This window comes from Mycobacterium marinum (assembly GCF_003391395.1).
Classification (GTDB): Bacteria; Actinomycetota; Actinomycetes; order Mycobacteriales; family Mycobacteriaceae; genus Mycobacterium; species Mycobacterium marinum.
In genome coordinates this window covers 5,882,859-5,899,673 of sequence record NZ_CP024190.1, presented here as the reverse complement: position 1 = coordinate 5,899,673, position 16,815 = coordinate 5,882,859, and the positions used below count along the sequence as shown (strand labels likewise).

11 protein-coding genes are annotated in these 16,815 nt (G+C 72.1%); 4 read left to right on the top strand and 7 right to left on the bottom strand.

The genetic code is table 11. The annotated features are described in order from the left end of the window. Positions 1 to 3 precede the first annotated feature (3 nt). Genes CCUG20998_RS24950 through CCUG20998_RS24940 form a run of 3 tightly spaced genes read right to left on the bottom strand, consistent with a single transcriptional unit; the run spans position 4 to position 3,248 of the window. Positions 4 to 1,182: a thiolase domain-containing protein gene (locus tag CCUG20998_RS24950; protein ID WP_015357371.1), complete on the bottom strand. Its 1,179-nt coding sequence runs from the start codon at positions 1,180 to 1,182 to the stop codon at positions 4 to 6. Then, positions 1,182 to 2,243, bottom strand: a complete 1,062-nt coding sequence (locus CCUG20998_RS24945) for a thiolase domain-containing protein (RefSeq protein WP_012396531.1) — start codon at positions 2,241 to 2,243, stop codon at positions 1,182 to 1,184. Before CCUG20998_RS24945 ends, CCUG20998_RS24950 begins: the two co-directional genes overlap by 1 nt. A gap of 15 nt (positions 2,244 to 2,258) precedes the next feature. Further along, on the bottom strand, positions 2,259 to 3,248 hold the full coding sequence (locus tag CCUG20998_RS24940) for a Zn-ribbon domain-containing OB-fold protein (RefSeq protein WP_103654138.1): 990 nt from the start codon (positions 3,246 to 3,248) through the stop codon (positions 2,259 to 2,261). 70 nt (positions 3,249 to 3,318) lie between these two features. Here CCUG20998_RS24940 and CCUG20998_RS24935 point away from each other — a divergent pair, with 70 nt between their 5' ends. Beyond that, the gene (locus tag CCUG20998_RS24935) at positions 3,319 to 4,356 is read left to right on the top strand and encodes an LLM class F420-dependent oxidoreductase (RefSeq protein WP_103654137.1); all 1,038 of its coding nucleotides are present in this window, start codon (positions 3,319 to 3,321) and stop codon (positions 4,354 to 4,356) included. A gap of 60 nt (positions 4,357 to 4,416) precedes the next feature. On the opposite strand, the gene CCUG20998_RS24930 is transcribed toward CCUG20998_RS24935, so the two are convergent. Continuing rightward, complete coding sequence (locus tag CCUG20998_RS24930; RefSeq protein ID WP_012396528.1) at positions 4,417 to 5,127, bottom strand: acetoacetate decarboxylase family protein; 711 nt, start codon at positions 5,125 to 5,127, stop codon at positions 4,417 to 4,419. A gap of 29 nt (positions 5,128 to 5,156) precedes the next feature. Between CCUG20998_RS24930 and CCUG20998_RS24925 the strand changes: the two genes are divergently transcribed. Then, positions 5,157 to 6,362, top strand: coding sequence for a cytochrome P450 (locus CCUG20998_RS24925; protein ID WP_012396527.1), 1,206 nt, complete (start codon positions 5,157 to 5,159; stop codon positions 6,360 to 6,362). A gap of 17 nt (positions 6,363 to 6,379) precedes the next feature. On the opposite strand, the gene CCUG20998_RS24920 is transcribed toward CCUG20998_RS24925, so the two are convergent. Then, entirely contained in the window at positions 6,380 to 7,222 is an 843-nt protein-coding gene (locus tag CCUG20998_RS24920; RefSeq protein WP_036451156.1) for a crotonase/enoyl-CoA hydratase family protein, read from the bottom strand. A gap of 46 nt (positions 7,223 to 7,268) precedes the next feature. Between CCUG20998_RS24920 and CCUG20998_RS24915 the strand changes: the two genes are divergently transcribed. Both CCUG20998_RS24915 and CCUG20998_RS24910 read left to right on the top strand, forming a co-directional pair. After that, positions 7,269 to 8,921, top strand: coding sequence for an acyl-CoA synthetase (locus tag CCUG20998_RS24915; RefSeq protein ID WP_012396525.1), 1,653 nt, complete (start codon positions 7,269 to 7,271; stop codon positions 8,919 to 8,921). Positions 8,922 to 8,934: 13 nt separating this feature from the next. Next, complete coding sequence (locus CCUG20998_RS24910) at positions 8,935 to 9,702, top strand: fructosamine kinase family protein (protein ID WP_038580939.1); 768 nt, start codon at positions 8,935 to 8,937, stop codon at positions 9,700 to 9,702. Between the two features lie 581 nt (positions 9,703 to 10,283). On the opposite strand, the gene CCUG20998_RS29390 is transcribed toward CCUG20998_RS24910, so the two are convergent. Further along, entirely contained in the window at positions 10,284 to 15,149 is a 4,866-nt protein-coding gene (locus tag CCUG20998_RS29390; protein ID WP_205869989.1) for a hypothetical protein, read from the bottom strand. Then, entirely contained in the window at positions 15,124 to 16,791 is a 1,668-nt protein-coding gene (locus CCUG20998_RS29385) for a hypothetical protein (RefSeq protein WP_116269153.1), read from the bottom strand. The genes CCUG20998_RS29390 and CCUG20998_RS29385 overlap by 26 nt, the downstream gene beginning before the upstream one ends. Between the last annotated feature and the right edge of the window lie 24 nt (positions 16,792 to 16,815).

Genomic DNA, 16,815 nt, shown 5'->3' with positions numbered 1-16,815 from the left:
GACTCATGGCTTGTCGGCCCCCACCACCCACATGGAGTAATACTGCGAGCCGCCGCCGTATGCGTGACCCAGGGCTTTCCGGGCATTGGGCACTTGGTGATCGCCGCCCTTGCCCATCACCTGGATAGCCGCCTCGGCGAAGCGAATCAACCCCGAGGCGCCGATGGGGTTGGATGAGAGCACGCCGCCGGACGGGTTCACCGGCAACCGCCCGCCGATCGCGGTCTCACCGGCCTCGGTGAGCTTCCAGCCCTCGCCCTCGGGCATAAACCCAAGGTTTTCCAACCACATTGGTTCGAACCAGGAGAACGGGACATAGATCTCGGCGGCATCGATCTCATCGATAGGACTGGTGATTCCGGCCGCTTTCCACAGCGCCGCGGCCGCGTCACGGCCGGCCTGGGGGCTGACTTGGTCGCGTCCGGAGTATGCCAGCGGTTCGGTGCGCAGTGCGGTCGCGTGGATCCATGCCACCGGGTGCCCATCGGCAACGCGCGCATCGGCGATTTCCTCATTGCCGATCACCACGGCGCAGGCGCCGTCCGACGACGGGCAGGTCTCGTCGTAGCGGATCGGGTCCCACAACATCGGTGACTGCATCACCTTGTCGAGGGTGATGTCCGGCTGCTGTAGATGTGCGAGCGGGTTGCGGCTGCCGTTGAGCCGGTCCTTCACCGCGACCATTGCGCCGATGTTCGACGGAGCTCCGGAGCGGCGGATGTAGGCGCGCACGTGTGGGGCGAAATAGCCGCCGGCACCGGCGCCGACCGGTTTGATGAAGGGAATCGGAATCGACAAGGCCCACATGGCGTTGGACTCCGACTGCTTCTCCCACGCCATCGCCAGCACGCGGCGATACTTGCCGGACTGGACCAGGCTGGCCGCCACCACACCGGTGGATCCGCCCACCGAGCCCGCCGTGTGCACCCGGATCAGCGGCTTGCCGCTGGCGCCCATGGCATCGGCCATGAACAGCTCCGGCATCATCACGCCCTCGAAGAAATCGGGCGCCTTACCGACCACGACGGCGTCGATGTCGTCGAACGTCGACCCGGAATCTTGCAGCGCCCGATCGATAGCCTCGCGCACCAGGCCGTTCATCGAGACATCTTGGCGCTTGGCGACATACTTGGTCTGCCCGGTACCCAGTACCGCGGCCAGCTGTGCTCGCGCTCCGGCCATCAGTTGTTCCCTTCCATGACCGCGACCAAGTTCTGTTGCAGCGCTGGCCCGCTGGTGGCGTGTGCTAGCACGCGACCGGCTGAACCGTCCCAAATGTGTCGTGCCGCAAAGCCGATGCGTTCGAGGCCGGCGACAAACATCGGGTTGGCCGCCAGCGCTCCGCCGGACGGGTTGACTTTCGTCTTGTCGGTGAGTCCGATCGCCTCGGCGATGATCAGATGCTGGTGGGTGAACGGGGCGTGGATCTCGGCGACGTCGATGCCGGTGTCACCGCCGCTGGCCGCCTTGGCTGAGACGGCGGTGGACGGCGAGACGGTCAGGTCGCGCACACCCAGCGACGGCGATTCGATGCGGTGCTCGAAACCCGTTATCCACGCTGGCGATTCACGTAGCTCCCGAGCGCGATCATCGGCGGCCAGGACGATCGCGGCCGCGCCGTCGGTGATCGGCGCGATGTCGTGCCGTCGCAGCGGGTCGTTGAAGAACGGGCGGGCGAGCAGCTCGTCGATGCTCTTGGCCGGCTTCTCGGAGTCGTTTCGTTGCGAGCGGGCGAACGAGTCGAGGGCGACCTGAGCCATCTGTTCGTGGGTCCACTTGCCGGAATCCAGGCCGAGGCGGGCCTGCAATCCCGCCATCGACACCGAGTCCGGCCACAGTGGCGCAACGGTGTAGGGATCGGTCTGCCTCGACAGGATCTGGCGCAGGATGCCCGCCGAGGACTTGCCGAAGCCGTAGACCAGCGCGGTGTCGACCTCGCCGGTCAGGATCTTGATGTAAGCCTCGAAAAGCGCCCAGGCCGCATCCATCTCCACGTGGGATTCATTGATCGGCGGCACGGCGCCGATCGAATCGATCGCAGAGATAAACGAAAATGCTCTTCCGGCTAGGTAATCCGAGGATCCCGAACACCAGAATCCAATGTCGGACTGGGTGATGCCCAGATCCTCATACAGCTGCGCGAAGCAGGGCATCAGCATTTCGACGCCGTTGGTGGTGCCGTCGGTGCGGCGGACATGCGGGGCGTGGGCAAAGCCGACGACCGCGACATTGCGATCACTCATGTGTGGGTGAGCCCTTTACAGGTGGTGTTTGTAGGTGTCGTAGTCGGCGTCCGGTTCCCCGGTCGGCCGGAAATACTCGATGTTGTCGATGCCGAATCCCCACTCCTCGCGGGGCTTCCACACCGCCTCGACGCGCATGCCCATCCGCACTTCATTGGCGTCGATGTCGGCGACCAGGTGCAGGAACGGAATGTCGGCGCCGTCGAGCAGCACGTAGGCCGCGACGTAGGGCGGCTTGATGCGCTGACCCTGGAATGGGATGTTGATGATCGCGAACGTGGTCACCGTGCCCCGGTCCGGCAGTTCGACGAACTCGGTGGTCGGCTGGCCGGTGGCCGGATCGGCCCCGTGCGGCGGGAAGTAGACCTTCCCCTTCGCGCCGGTCCTCGCGCCGAGCAGTTTTCCTTCGGCGATGGCCCTGAGGTAGGCGCTTTCCTCGTGTGAGGCGGTGTGCTGAATCGTCAGCGACACCGGCGTGACGATCATCTTGACCGGATCCTGCTCACTCGGTTCTCCGGGTGGCTCGGCGTCCTCGCCCAGCTTGAAATAGGCGATGTCGGTGATGGCGCCCACCGTCTCGTCGGCCCAGTGCACGTGGACCCGGTCGCCGCTCTTGATCTTGTCCGGCCCGCCCGCATCGACGGCGTGCAGCAGCGGGGTGTCCGCGCCGTCCAGCTTGATCAGTGCCCAGGCGAACGGGCGGTCCAGTGGCTGCCCCGGTAGCGGCTCCGGCTGCCAGGTCCAGGACGTGACCGTGCCGACGGCCGACACCGGTACCATTTCGCCCAACGGTTCGTAGGTGACCGGGTCATATTCCGCCGGCGGCACGTGCACCCTGCCGTCGGATCCACGGACTCCCAGAATCCGGCGCTCGCGCAACGCGGTGAAGAACTCACCGAGGGTGGGACCTACCGAACGGGTGTAGTCGAAGGACAACGTCAACGGCGCGGAGAGGGGCGGCTCAGGGTGATCGATCAGGGTCGGGCCGCTCGAACTGGCTGTCACGCCTTCGAGTAGAACAGGTTCTAAGAACGGTTTCAACTAGGGCTTTCTTGGGGCCCTGAGAGAGGCAGCGATGAAGCTCGGATTGCAGCTGGGGTATTGGGGCGCGCAGCCCCCCGAGAACGCGGGGGAGTTGGTCGCCGCGGCCGAGGAAGCCGGATTCGACGCCGTCTTCACCGCCGAGGCGTGGGGCTCGGACGCCTACACACCCTTGGCCTGGTGGGGTTCCTCGACCCAGCGGCTGCGGCTGGGCACCTCGGTGATCCAGCTGTCCGCGCGTACTCCGACCGCATGCGCGATGGCGGCGCTGACCCTCGACCACCTCAGTGCTGGCAGGCACATTCTGGGATTGGGCGTGTCCGGTCCCCAGGTGGTGGAGGGCTGGTATGGGCAGCGGTTCCCCAAGCCACTGGCCCGCACCCGTGAATACGTCGACATCCTGCGCCAGGTATGGGCCCGGGAAGGGGTGGTGACCAGCGACGGCCCGCACTACCCGCTGCCGCTGACGGGTGCCGGGACAACCGGCCTGGGTAAGGCGCTCAAGCCCATCACCCACCCGCTGCGTGCGGATATCCCGATCATGCTCGGTGCCGAGGGGCCGAAGAACGTCGCACTGGCCGCCGAGATCTGTGACGGCTGGTTGCCCATCTTCTACACGCCCCGGATGGCCGACATGTACAACGAATGGCTGGACGAGGGATTCGCCCGCCCCGGCGCCCGGCGCAGCCGCGCGGACTTCGAGATCTGTGCGACGGCGCAGGTAGTGGTCACCGAGGACCGGCCGGCGGCGTTCGCCGCCATCAAACCGTTCGTGGCTCTCTACATGGGTGGGATGGGAGCCGAGGGCACCAACTTCCACGCCGACGTCTACCGCCGGATGGGCTACGCGGAAGTGGTCGACGACGTCACCAAATTGTTCCGGTCCAACCGCAAGGACGAGGCCGCCGAGATCATCCCCGACGAGCTGGTCGATGACGCCGTGATCGTCGGCGACGCCGACTACGTGCGTAAGCAGATCGAGGTCTGGGAAGCCGCCGGTGTCACCATGATGGTGGTCAGCGCCCGCAGCGTTGAGCAGGTCCGTGAGCTCGCCGGACTTGTTGGAGGCTGATCCACGCGGTTCTTGCCAGGTGATTAGAACACGTTCTAGATTGGCCCGGTGGGGTTGACTTCAGATGGCGTGCGCGTCGCCGAACGTCATCTCCACATTGGCTGCCGATTGGGAAACCAGCGCACGCTTGGGCAGCCCCAGCGAAGCAAGCTCCCTGGCATAGGGGTGGTCACCCAGATGCAGACGTGCACCGCCCAGCCGGGCGCGCATTCCGGTGATTCGCATTTCCCACGGAATCTCCCGGGTGACCCCGTCCTGGTGAGAGTAGGTCTGCAGCACCTGCGCGCCCCGGGTGGGCACCGCAACGCCGTTGCCGAATTCGATGCCGGCGATCAGCTGCCCGTCCGCGCTGACATCGAAGCTGAACTTCTTGCCCTCGCGGACGTTGAAGTCCGCCATGATCTTCGGGAAGCCCCAGATGGTGCGCCCGGCCTCGAGGGTGAACGACTGGTCGACCGGCAGGTGGTGGATGAACGCCGCGGCCTTGGCCAGCGCTCGCGGTCCACGCGTCTGGACGCCCGGCGGATTCACCATGACCGCGGTGCCGTACTCGTGGTACCGGCCGAGGTCTCCGTCGACATAGCGCACCAGCATCTGCATCACCATCGCCTTGCCGGGCAGGTATTCGCACACCCGCAGCCCGCTGTAGTCGATGAGCTGTTGTGCGGCCACGGCGGGAACCGAGAACATCGCGGAGTGCAGATTGGCTGTGCGGATGCGCACCGGCATGGTGAGCACAGTGCCGGCGATGGTGTGTTGAGAGACGGGCATAAGGCTCACTGTAATGCGGAGGAATGGCGATGACTAAGCCGTTGATCAAACCCGACGTCGACCTGACCGACGGCAACTTCTACGCCAGTAGGCAAGCGCGAGAGGCATATCGGTGGATGCGGGCCAATCAGCCCGTCTTCCGTGACCGCAACGGTCTGGCTGCCGCGTCCACCTATCAGGCCGTGATCGATGCCGAGCGGCAGCCCGAACTGTTCTCCAACGCCGGCGGCATCCGTCCCGATCAGGACGCGCTGCCGATGATGATCGACATGGACGACCCGGCACATCTGTTGCGGCGCAAGCTGGTTAACGCGGGTTTCACCCGCAAGCGGGTCAAGGACAAAGAGCGCTCGATCGCCCAGCTGTGCGACACGCTGATCGACGCGGTTTGTGAGCGCGGAGAATGCGACTTCGTGCGGGACCTGGCCGCGCCGCTGCCGATGGCGGTCATCGGTGACATGCTCGGGGTGCTCCCCGAACAGCGAGAGATGTTCCTGAGGTGGTCAGACGATCTGGTGACATTCCTCAGTTCCCATGTGTCACAAGAGGATTTCCAGGTCACCATCGACGCCTTCGCCGCCTACAACGACTTCACCCGGGCGACCATCGCCGCGCGCCGCGCCGAGCCTACCGACGACCTGGTCAGCGTGTTGGTCAGTTCGGAAGTCGACGGTGAGCGGCTGAGCGACGACGAACTGGTCATGGAGACGCTGCTGATTCTGATCGGCGGCGACGAGACGACCAGGCACACGCTAAGCGGCGGAAGCGAGCAACTGTTGCGCAACCGCGACCAGTGGGACCTGCTGCAAAGCGACCGCGAGTTGCTGCCGGGCGCCATCGAAGAGATGCTGCGCTGGACCGCGCCGGTGAAAAACATGTGCCGAATGCTGACCGCGGACACCGAGTTTCACGGGACCGCGTTGAGCGAGGGCGAAAAGATCATGCTGCTGTTCGAGTCGGCCAATTTCGACGAGGCGGTGTTCACCGACCCGGAGAAGTTCGACATCCAGCGAAACCCGAACAGCCATTTGGCTTTCGGCTTCGGTACCCACTTCTGCATGGGCAATCAGCTGGCCCGGTTGGAGCTGTCGTTGATGACCGCTCGGGTGGTGCAGCGGCTGCCTGACTTGAGGCTAGCCGATCAGGATTCACGGTTGCCGCTGCGGCCGGCGAACTTTGTCAGCGGCTTGGAGTCCATGCCGGTCGTCTTCACTCCTAGCCGGCCACTGAGCTGAGCACGCCGAGCGGGAGATCAGCGGTTCTGGAAGTTGGGTTTGCGCTTCTGCGCGAACGCCTGCGGACCTTCTTTGGCGTCGTCGGACAAGAACACCTCGATGCCGATCCGAGTGTCGATCTTGAACGCCTCGTTCTCGTGCATGCCCTCGGTTTCGCGGATGGTGCGCAGGATCGCCTGGACCGCAAGAGGCCCGTTGGCCGCGATGATCTCCGCAATTTCCAGCGCCTTGGTCAGCGCCTGGCCGTCGGGCACGACGTGGCCCACCAGCCCCATCTCCTTGGCCTCCGCGGCAGTGATGTGCCGTCCGGTCAGCAGCAGATCGCAGGCCACCGTGTAGGGGATCTGGCGGACCAGCCGCACCGCCGAGCCGCCCATCGGGTACAGGCTCCACTTGGCCTCCGAGATGCCGAACTTGGCGCTCTCGGCGGCGACGCGAATGTCGGTACCTTGCAGAATCTCGGTTCCGCCGGCGATCGCGGGGCCCTCGACGGCGGCGATCAGCGGCTTTTTCAGCCGGCGGCCCTTCAGCAGCGCGTCGATGCGCGACGGGTCGTAGCTGCCGTCCTTGAATGAGTCGCCCGGCGGCTTCTTGGTCGCCGCCTTGAGGTCCATCCCAGCGCAGAAGTAGCCGCCCGCGCCGGTCAGGATGCAGCAGCGGATGTCGGGATCGTTGTCGACGCGATCCCAGGCCTCGACCATGATTTGCATCATTTCGCCACTAAGCGCGTTACGCCGGGACGGGCGATTCATCGTCACGATCAGGGTGTGCCCGCGCTGCTCCACCAGCGCGTCTGGTCCGGACTCCCCGTTTGCTGGCGTCTCGGAAGTATTCGGGGCCACGAGCACCGCCTTTCGCATGACATCGGGCATTCGCTTGTCAAGAAATGTAACACGTTCTAGTTTGGTGGCCGTGGCCCTGAATATTGCCGATCTAGCCGAGCACGCCATCGACGCTGTGCCTGACCGTGTAGCCCTCATCTGCGGCGATGAGCAGCTGACCTATGCCCAGCTGGAGGAAAAAGCCAATCGACTGGCGCACCACCTCATCGACCAGGGGGTGGGCAAGGGCGACAAGGTCGGCCTCTACTGCCGAAACCGCATCGAGATTGTCATCGCGATGCTCGGCATCATCAAAGCGGGCGCCATCTTGATCAACGTCAACTTCCGCTACGTCGAGGGGGAGCTGAAGTACCTGTTCGACAACTCCGACATGGTGGCGTTGGTCCACGAGCGTCAGTACGCGGACCGAGTCGCCAACGTGCTGCCGGACACCCCCAACGTCAAGACGATCCTGGTGGTGCAGGACGGTAGTGACAAGGACTACCGGCGTTACGGCGGTGTCGAGTTCTACTCGGCCATTGCCGACAGCTCGCCCGAGCGAGACTTCGCCGAGCTGCAGCGGGAGCGCAGCGCCGATGACATCTACATCCTCTACACCGGGGGTACCACTGGCTTCCCCAAGGGCGTGATGTGGCGTCACGAGGACATCTACCGGGTGCTGTTCGGCGGAACCGACTTCGCAACCGGCGAATTCATCAAGGACGAATACGATCTGGCCAAAGCCGCCGCCGCGAATCCGCCGATGATCCGCTACCCGATTCCGCCGATGATCCACGGCGCCACCCAGTCGGCTACCTGGATGTCGATCTTCTCCGGTCAAACCACCGTGCTGGCGCCGGAATTCGACGCGGACCAGGTGTGGCGCACCATCAGCGACCGCAAGGTCAATCTGCTGTTCTTCACCGGGGATGCGATGGCGCGTCCGCTGCTCGACGCGCTCATGAAGGACAACGATTACGACTTGTCGTCGTTGTTCCTGTTGGCCAGCACCGCGGCGCTGTTCTCGCCGAGCATCAAGGAGAAGCTGCTCGAGCTGCTGCCGAATCGGGTCATCACCGACTCAATTGGTTCGTCGGAGACCGGTTTTGGCGGCACCAGCATCGTGGGAGCCGGCCAGGCCACCACCGGTGGTCCGCGGGTGACCATCGACCATCGCACCGTGGTACTCGACGAGGAGGGCAACGAGGTCAAACCGGGCTCGGGGGTGCGCGGCATCATCGCCAAGAAGGGCAACATCCCGGTCGGCTACTACAAGGACGAGAAGAAGACCGCCGAGACCTTCAAGACCATCAACGGTGTTCGCTATGCGATCCCCGGCGACTACGCAATGGTCGAGGCCGACGGGACGGTCACCATGCTGGGACGCGGCTCGGTGTCGATCAACAGCGGCGGCGAGAAGATCTACCCCGAAGAGGTCGAGGCGGCGTTGAAGGGCCACCCCGATGTGTTCGACGCCCTGGTGGTCGGTGTGCCGGATCCGCGCTACGGCCAGCACGTGGCGGCCGTGGTGGCGCCCCGGCCGGGCTCTCGTCCGTCGTTGGCGGAGTTGGACGGCTTCGTGCGCAGCGCGATCGCGGGATACAAGGTGCCACGCAGCCTCTGGTTCGTCGACGAGGTCAAGCGTTCACCCGCGGGCAAGCCGGACTACCGCTGGGCCAAGGAGCAGACCGAGGCGCGGCCCGCCGACGATGTGCACGCCGCGCATGTGAGCGCATGATGCGCGACGCGGTGTGAGCGACTTCGTCAAGCAGCACTCGGGTGCGCCCGCCGGTTATTTCGCGTGGGAAGCGGCAGGCCTGCGTTGGCTTGCCGATGTCGACGGCGGTGTCGCGTGTGTGCCGGTGGTTTCGGTGGGCCAGACGAGTCTGACGCTGCGGCGGCTGGAATCCGTGGCCCCCAGCGTCGCGGCGGCGCACGATTTCGGCCGCCGACTGGCCATCACCCACGATGCGGGCGCCCCGGCGTTCGGGGCGGGGCCGCAGGGCTGGGACGGGCCGGGATTCTTCGGGCCGTTGTCGCAGCCACTGCCGATGTCGCTGGCGCGGCACCAACACTGGGGCGACTTTTACGCTCAGGAGCGCCTGGCGCCGATGGCCGAGCTTGCCGCGCCGCGCCTTGGCGCCCCCACCCGCGCCACCATCGAATCCGTCATCACGCGTTGTCGCGCAGGTGATTTCGACGACGGCGATCGGCCGGCCCGGCTACACGGCGATCTGTGGGGTGGCAACGTGATGTGGACACCCGACGGGGTGGTGCTGATCGACCCCGCCGCGCATGCCGGCCATCGCGAATCCGATCTGGCGATGCTCGCACTGTTCGGCTGCGCGCACTACGAAGCCATCCTCGCCGGCTACCAGCAGCTGCGACCGCTGCGGCCCGGTTGGCGTGGCCGCATCGGACTGCACCAGCTTTACCCGCTGCTGGCGCACGTGGTGCTCTTCGGCGGTGGCCACGTCCAGCGGACCGATGTGGTGGCGCGCGCCGTCATGGTGGGTTAGCTCCGAACTGAAGCTCGTCGGCTCGATGGTTGCTGCTTCGGCACGACAATCGAGGCCGCTGCGGCGCGGGGTCCGGTCAAGATGCCGGCGGCAATACCCGATACCCGTGGGTGCCCAACTCGCCGTGGTAGGTGTTGGATTCGCATGGCACACATGCTGTCGGCCCGCGGGACGCGTCTTGCGGTCCATAGCCTTCAGCTCGCCGGGTAGCGCTGCGTTGCTGAAGTTGGATGCCTAGGCGCGGTCGCGGTCACTGTCGATATCGGCGCGCCGCCTACCGAGCAACCATCAGTGCCCTTGCCGGGCCAGGGCGGAGTGACTTTTCGCCATCATTGAGCAGTCTGCGATGTGGTCGGGGCAGTTACGCATACGGGTGCGGCGGCCAATCCGGGCGATGTAAAGCACATGATTATCGGGGAGCTACCTTTCGAGTTGAAAGTGCGGTCAAGGCCCGCTGGCAGACCCCAGCGTCCGCCGTCTTTTCGGGTGAGTTCGACGGTCTAGAGTCCGACGTCGATATCCCAGACATTCCTGAAGCAGAAGCCCGCAAACCTCAGCGGCATCGGCCGTCCGCGGGCGCGTCAGGTCAGGCCACCGGCGCCGCCGGTACCGGCGGTACCGCCGGTACCGCCAGTACCTCCGGTTACTCCGACGGGGGGATTGCCGGTGTCACCGGATCCGCCGTCGCCACCGCCGGTGCCAGGGATGGCGCCGCCGTCGCCACCGCCGCCGTCGCCGCCGTCGCCGCCGTCGCCGCCGTCGCCGCCTGTCCCGCCGGTGCCGGTACCGCTACCACTACCACCAGCACCACCCATGCCACCCACGGCACCGGTGCCGCCGGTGCCTCCGTCACCGCCCTTGCCGGAACTCCCGCCGGTCCCGCCGTCGCCACCGCCACCGCCGACTCCGCCAGTTCCACCAGCCCCACCGTTGCCGTTGCCGCCGGCGCCGGCAGCGCCACCTATGCCTCCGGTGCCGGCGGCGCCACCCTGGCCGCCCATACCGCCGTCGCCGTTGCCGTTGAGACGAGCGTTCCCGCCCTTGCCACCGTTACCGCCGGTGCCGCCAGCACCGGCTGCGCCGCCGTCGCCTCCGCCGCTCCCACCAACTCCGCCGGTGCCGCCGGTACCCGCGGCCCCGCCGGTGCCGCCGGTGCCGCCGTCGCTGTTGCCGTTGCCACCGTTACTGCCGTTACCGCCGTCGCCCCCGTCGCCTGCGTTGCCGCCAACGCCGCCAGTGCCGCCGCCGGTGCTGCCGATGCCGTCGCCACCCGCGCCGCCAGCGCCGCCGGCGCCGCCGGCGCCGCCGGTGGTGCCGGCTTTGCCGTTTCCGGTTACGGTGCCGCCTTTGCCGCCGTCACCGCCCGTTCCGCCGGTGCCGCCGGTTCCGCCGCTGCCGTTGGCGCCGCCGCCGGCTCCGCCGGCGCCCGCGGCCCCGCCGTCCCCGCCGGTGCCGCCAGCGCCACCTTTTCCGCCCGTTTGGTTGGTGCCGCCGGATCCGCCGTTGCCGCCGTCCCCGCCTAAGCCGCCGCTTCCACCGTTTCCGCCGTCGCCGCCGCCGACTCCGCCAATGCCGGCGCCGCCGTCGCCGCCGCCACCGCCTTTACCGCCGGCAAATCCGGCTTTGCCGGTGGCGCCGCTGCCGTTGGCTGCGTTCGCGCCTGTGCTACCGGCACCACCGTCTCCACCCTGGCCGCCGGTTCCGCCCATACCGGAGCTGCCGTCAGCACCGCTGCCTGATCCGCTACCACCGGCCCCGGCTGCTCCGCCGGTGCCGCCGTGGCCGCCGTCGCCTCCGTTGCCGCCGGCGCCGGGCTCGGCGTCGCCGCCGACGCCTCCGGTGCCGCCCGTCCCGCCGCTGCCGCCGTCGCCGCCGGTGCCGTTGCCGCCTGCCCCGGCGTTGCCACCTTGGCCTCCTGCCCCGGCCACGCCGCCGCTGCCGCCGGCGCCGCCGTCGCCGCCTGATCCGCCGACTCGGGGATCGCCGATGCCGCCGTTGCCGCCGTTGCCGCCGGTGCCGCCTTTGCCGCCGTCGCCGCCACCGGTGCCCCCGTCGCCGCCATCTCCACCGGTACCGGCGGCACCTCCGACGCCTCCGGTACCACCGACCTCGCCGCCGTCGCCGCCGGTGCCTCCGTCGCCCGCTGCGCCGCCGTCCCCGCCGGTGCCGCCCCCGCTCGTGCCGATGCCGGCACCACCGGTGCCGCCGGTGCCTCCATCGCCGCCCTTGCCGCCGGCGCCTCCGGGGTCGCTATTGAGAGGGCCATGGCCGCCGTGGCCGCCGGTGCCGCCGCTGCCGCCGACACCGCCCGTACCACCGGTTCCGGTGGCACCCATGGTCGAGCCGGTGCCGCCGGTGCCGGCCGCGCCGCCGGTGCCGCCGTCGCCGCCTTGGCCGCCGTCTCCGCCGGCCTTCCCGGTCATGTTGGTGCTGTTGTCGATTCCGGTCCCGCCGTCGCCGCCGGTGCCGCCGTGGCCGCCGTCGCCGCCTTGGCCGCCGGCGCCTTGGAGTCCGCCGCCGCCGGTGCCGGCTGCGCCGCCGGTGCCGCCGGTCCCGCCGGCTCCGCCCTGGCCGCCCGCGGCGCCCATGGCGCCCGCACCGACCACGGTGGTGTTGTCGGCGCCGGTCCCGCCGTGGCCGCCGGCCCCGCCGGTGCCGCCGTCACCCGCGGTGCCGTCGGTGCCCATGGTCGAGCCGGTGCCGCCGGTGCCGGCCGCGCCGCCGGTGCCGCCGTCGCCGCCTTGGCCGCCGGCTTGGGCGGCCAGCAGCGGGTCAGTGCCCGCAGCGCCGTCGCCGCCGTCGCCGCCGGTGCCGCCGTGGCCGCCGTCGCCGCCTTGGCCGCCGGCGCCTTGGAGTCCGCCGCCGCCGGTGCCGGCTGCGCCGCCGGTGCCGCCGGTCCCGCCGGCTCCGCCCTGGCCGCCCGCGGCGCCCATGGCGCCCGCACCGACCACGGTGGTGTTGTCGGCGCCGGTCCCGCCGTGGCCGCCGGCCCCGCCGGTGCCGCCGTCACCCGCGGTGCCGTCGGTGCCCATGGTCGAGCCGGTGCCGCCGGTGCCGGCCGCGCCGCCGGTGCCGCCGTCGCCGCCTTGGCCGCCGGCTTGGGCGGCCAGCAGCGGGTCAGTGCCCGCAGCGCCGTCGCCGCCGTCGCCGCCGGTGCCGCCGTGGCCGCCGTCGCCGCCTTGGCCGCCGGCGCCTTGGAGTCCGCCGCCGCCGGTGCCGGCTGCGCCGCCGGTGCCGCCGGTCCCGCCGGCTCCGCCCTGGCCGCCCGCGGCGCCCATGGCGCCCGCACCGACCACGGTGGTGTTGTCGGCGCCGGTCCCGCCGTGGCCGCCGGCCCCGCCGGTGCCGCCGTCACCCGCGGTGCCGTCGGTGCCCATGGTCGAGCCGGTGCCGCCGGTGCCGGCCGCGCCGCCGGTGCCGCCGTCGCCGCCTTGGCCGCCGGCTTGGGCGGCCAGCAGCGGGTCAGTGCCCGCAGCGCCGTCGCCGCCGTCGCCGCCGGTGCCGCCGTGGCCGCCGTCGCCGCCTTGGCCGCCGGCGCCTTGGAGTCCGCCGCCGCCGGTGCCGGCTGCGCCGCCGGTGCCGCCGGTCCCGCCGGCTCCGCCCTGGCCGCCCGCGGCGCCCATGGCGCCCGCACCGACCACGGTGGTGTTGTCGGCGCCGGTCCCGCCGTGGCCGCCGGCCCCGCCGGTGCCGCCGTCACCCGCGGTGCCGTCGGTGCCCATGGTCGAGCCGGTGCCGCCGGTGCCGGCCGCGCCGCCGGTGCCGCCGTCGCCGCCTTGGCCGCCGGCTTGGGCGGCCAGCAGCGGGTCAGTGCCCGCAGCGCCGTCGCCGCCGTCGCCGCCGGTGCCGCCGTGGCCGCCGTCGCCGCCTTGGCCGCCGGCGCCTTGGAGTCCGCCGCCGCCGGTGCCGGCTGCGCCGCCGGTGCCGCCGGTCCCGCCGGCTCCGCCCTGGCCGCCCGCGGCGCCCATGGCGCCCGCACCGACCACGGTGGTGTTGTCGGCGCCGGTCCCGCCGTGGCCGCCGGCCCCGCCGGTGCCGCCGTCACCCGCGGTGCCGTCGGTGCCCATGGTCGAGCCGGTGCCGCCGGTGCCGGCCGCGCCGCCGGTGCCGCCGTCGCCGCCTTGGCCGCCGGCTTGGGCGGCCAGCAGCGGGTCAGTGCCCGCAGCGCCGTCGCCGCCGTCGCCGCCGGTGCCGCCGTGGCCGCCGTCGCCGCCTTGGCCGCCGGCGCCTTGGAGTCCGCCGCCGCCGGTGCCGGCTGCGCCGCCGGTGCCGCCGGTCCCGCCGGCTCCGCCCTGGCCGCCCGCGGCGCCCATGGCGCCCGCACCGACCACGGTGGTGTTGTCGGCGCCGGTCCCGCCGTGGCCGCCGGCCCCGCCGGTGCCGCCGTCACCCGCGGTGCCGTCGGTGCCCATGGTCGAGCCGGTGCCGCCGGTGCCGGCCGCGCCGCCGGTGCCGCCGTCGCCGCCTTGGCCGCCGGCTTGGGCGGCCAGCAGCGGGTCAGTGCCCGCAGCGCCGTCGCCGCCGTCGCCGCCGGTGCCGCCGTGGCCGCCGTCGCCGCCTTGGCCGCCGGCGCCTTGGAGTCCGCCGCCGCCGGTGCCGGCTGCGCCGCCGGTGCCGCCGGTCCCGCCGGCTCCGCCCTGGCCGCCCGCGGCGCCCATGGCGCCCGCACCGACCACGGTGGTGTTGTCGGCGCCGGTCCCGCCGTGGCCGCCGGCCCCGCCGGTGCCGCCGTCACCCGCGGTGCCGTCGGTGCCCATGGTCGAGCCGGTGCCGCCGGTGCCGGCCGCGCCGCCGGTGCCGCCGTCGCCGCCTTGGCCGCCGGCTTGGGCGGCCAGCAGCGGGTCAGTGCCCGCAGCGCCGTCGCCGCCGTCGCCGCCGGTGCCGCCGTGGCCGCCGTCGCCGCCTTGGCCGCCGGCGCCTTGGAGTCCGCCGCCGCCGGTGCCGGCTGCGCCGCCGGTGCCGCCGGTCCCGCCGGCTCCGCCCTGGCCGCCCGCGGCGCCCATGGCGCCCGCACCGACCACGGTGGTGTTGTCGGCGCCGGTCCCGCCGTGGCCGCCGGCCCCGCCGGTGCCGCCGTCACCCGCGGTGCCGTCGGTGCCCATGGTCGAGCCGGTGCCGCCGGTGCCGGCCGCGCCGCCGGTGCCGCCGTCGCCGCCTTGGCCGCCGGCTTGGGCGGCCAGCAGCGGGTCAGTGCCCGCAGCGCCGTCGCCGCCGTCGCCGCCGGTGCCGCCGTGGCCGCCGTCGCCGCCTTGGCCGCCGGCGCCTTGGAGTCCGCCGCCGCCGGTGCCGGCTGCGCCGCCGGTGCCGCCGGTCCCGCCGGCTCCGCCCTGGCCGCCCGCGGCGCCCATGGCGCCCGCACCGACCACGGTGGTGTTGTCGGCGCCGGTCCCGCCGTGGCCGCCGGCCCCGCCGGTGCCGCCGTCACCCGCGGTGCCGTCGGTGCCCATGGTCGAGCCGGTGCCGCCGGTGCCGGCCGCGCCGCCGGTGCCGCCGTCGCCGCCTTGGCCGCCGGCTTGGGCGCCAGCAGCGGGTCAGTGCCCGCAGCGCCGTCGCCGCCGTCGCCGCCGGTGCCGCCGTGGCCGCCGTCGCCGCCTTGGCCGCCGGCGCCTTGGAGTCCGCCGCCGCCGGTGCCGGCTGCGCCGCCGGTGCCGCCGGTCCCGCCGGCTCCGCCCTGGCCGCCCGCGGCGCCCATGGCGCCCGCACCGACCACGGTGGTGTTGTCGGCGCCGGTCCGCCGGCCCGTGGCCGGTGCCCGGCCGCGCCGGCCGGTGCCGCCGTCGCCGCCTTGGCCGCCGGCTTGGGCGGCCAGCAGCGGGTCAGTGCCCGCAGCGCCGTCGCCGCCGTCGCCGCCGGTGCCGCCGTGGCCGCCGTCGCCGCCTTGGCCGCCGGCGCCTTGGAGTCCGCCGCCGCCGGTGCCGGCTGCGCCGCCGGTGCCGCCGGTCCCGCCGGCTCCGCCCTGGCCGCCCGCGGCGCCCATGGCGCCCGCACCGACCACGGTGGTGTTGTCGGCGCCGGTCCCGCCGTGGCCGCCGGCCCCGCCGGTGCCGCCGTCACCCGCGGTGCCGTCGGTGCCCATGGTCGAGCCGGTGCCGCCGGTGCCGGCCGCGCCGCCGGTGCCGCCGTCGCCGCCTTGGCCGCCGGCTTGGGCGGCCAGCAGCGGGTCAGTGCCCGCAGCGCCGTCGCCGCCGTCGCCGCCGGTGCCGCCGTGGCCGCCGTCGCCGCCTTGGCCGCCGGCGCCTTGGAGTCCGCCGCCGCCGGTGCCGGCTGCGCCGCCGGTGCCGCCGGTCCCGCCGGCTCCGCCCTGGCCGCCCGCGGCGCCCATGGCGCCCGCACCGACCACGGTGGTGTTGTCGGCGCCGGTCCCGCCGTGGCCGCCGGCCCCGCCGGTGCCGCCGTCACCCGCGGTGCCGTCGGTGCCCATGGTCGAGCCGGTGCCGCCGGTGCCGGCCGCGCCGCCGGTGCCGCCGTCGCCGCCTTGGCCGCCGGCTTGGGCGGCCAGCAGCGGGTCAGTGCCCGCAGCGCCGTCGCCGCCGTCGCCGCCGGTGCCGCCGTGGCCGCCGTCGCCGCCTTGGCCGCCGGCGCCTTGGAGTCCGCCGCCGCCGGTGCCGGCTGCGCCGCCGGTGCCGCCGGTCCCGCCGGCTCCGCCCTGGCCGCCCGCGGCGCCCATGGCGCCCGCACCGACCACGGTGGTGTTGTCGGCGCCGGTCCCGCCGTGGCCGCCGGCCCCGCCGGTGCCGCCGTCACCCGCGGTGCCGTCGGTGCCCATGGTCGAGCCGGTGCCGCCGGTGCCGGCCGCGCCGCCGGTGCCGCCGTCGCCGCCTTGGCCGCCGGCTTGGGCGGCCAGCAGCGGGTCAGTGCCCGCAGCGCCGTCGCCGCCGTCGCCGCCGGTGCCGCCGTGGCCGCCGTCGCCGCCTTGGCCGCCGGCGCCTTGGAGTCCGCCGCCGCCGGTGCCGGCTGCGCCGCCGGTGCCGCCGGTCCCGCCGGCTCCGCCCTGGCCGCCCGCGGCGCCCATGGCGCCCGCACCGACCACGGTGGTGTTGTCGGCGCCGGTCCCGCCGTGGCCGCCGGCCCCGCCGGTGCCGCCGTCACCCGCGGTGCCGTCGGTGCCCATGG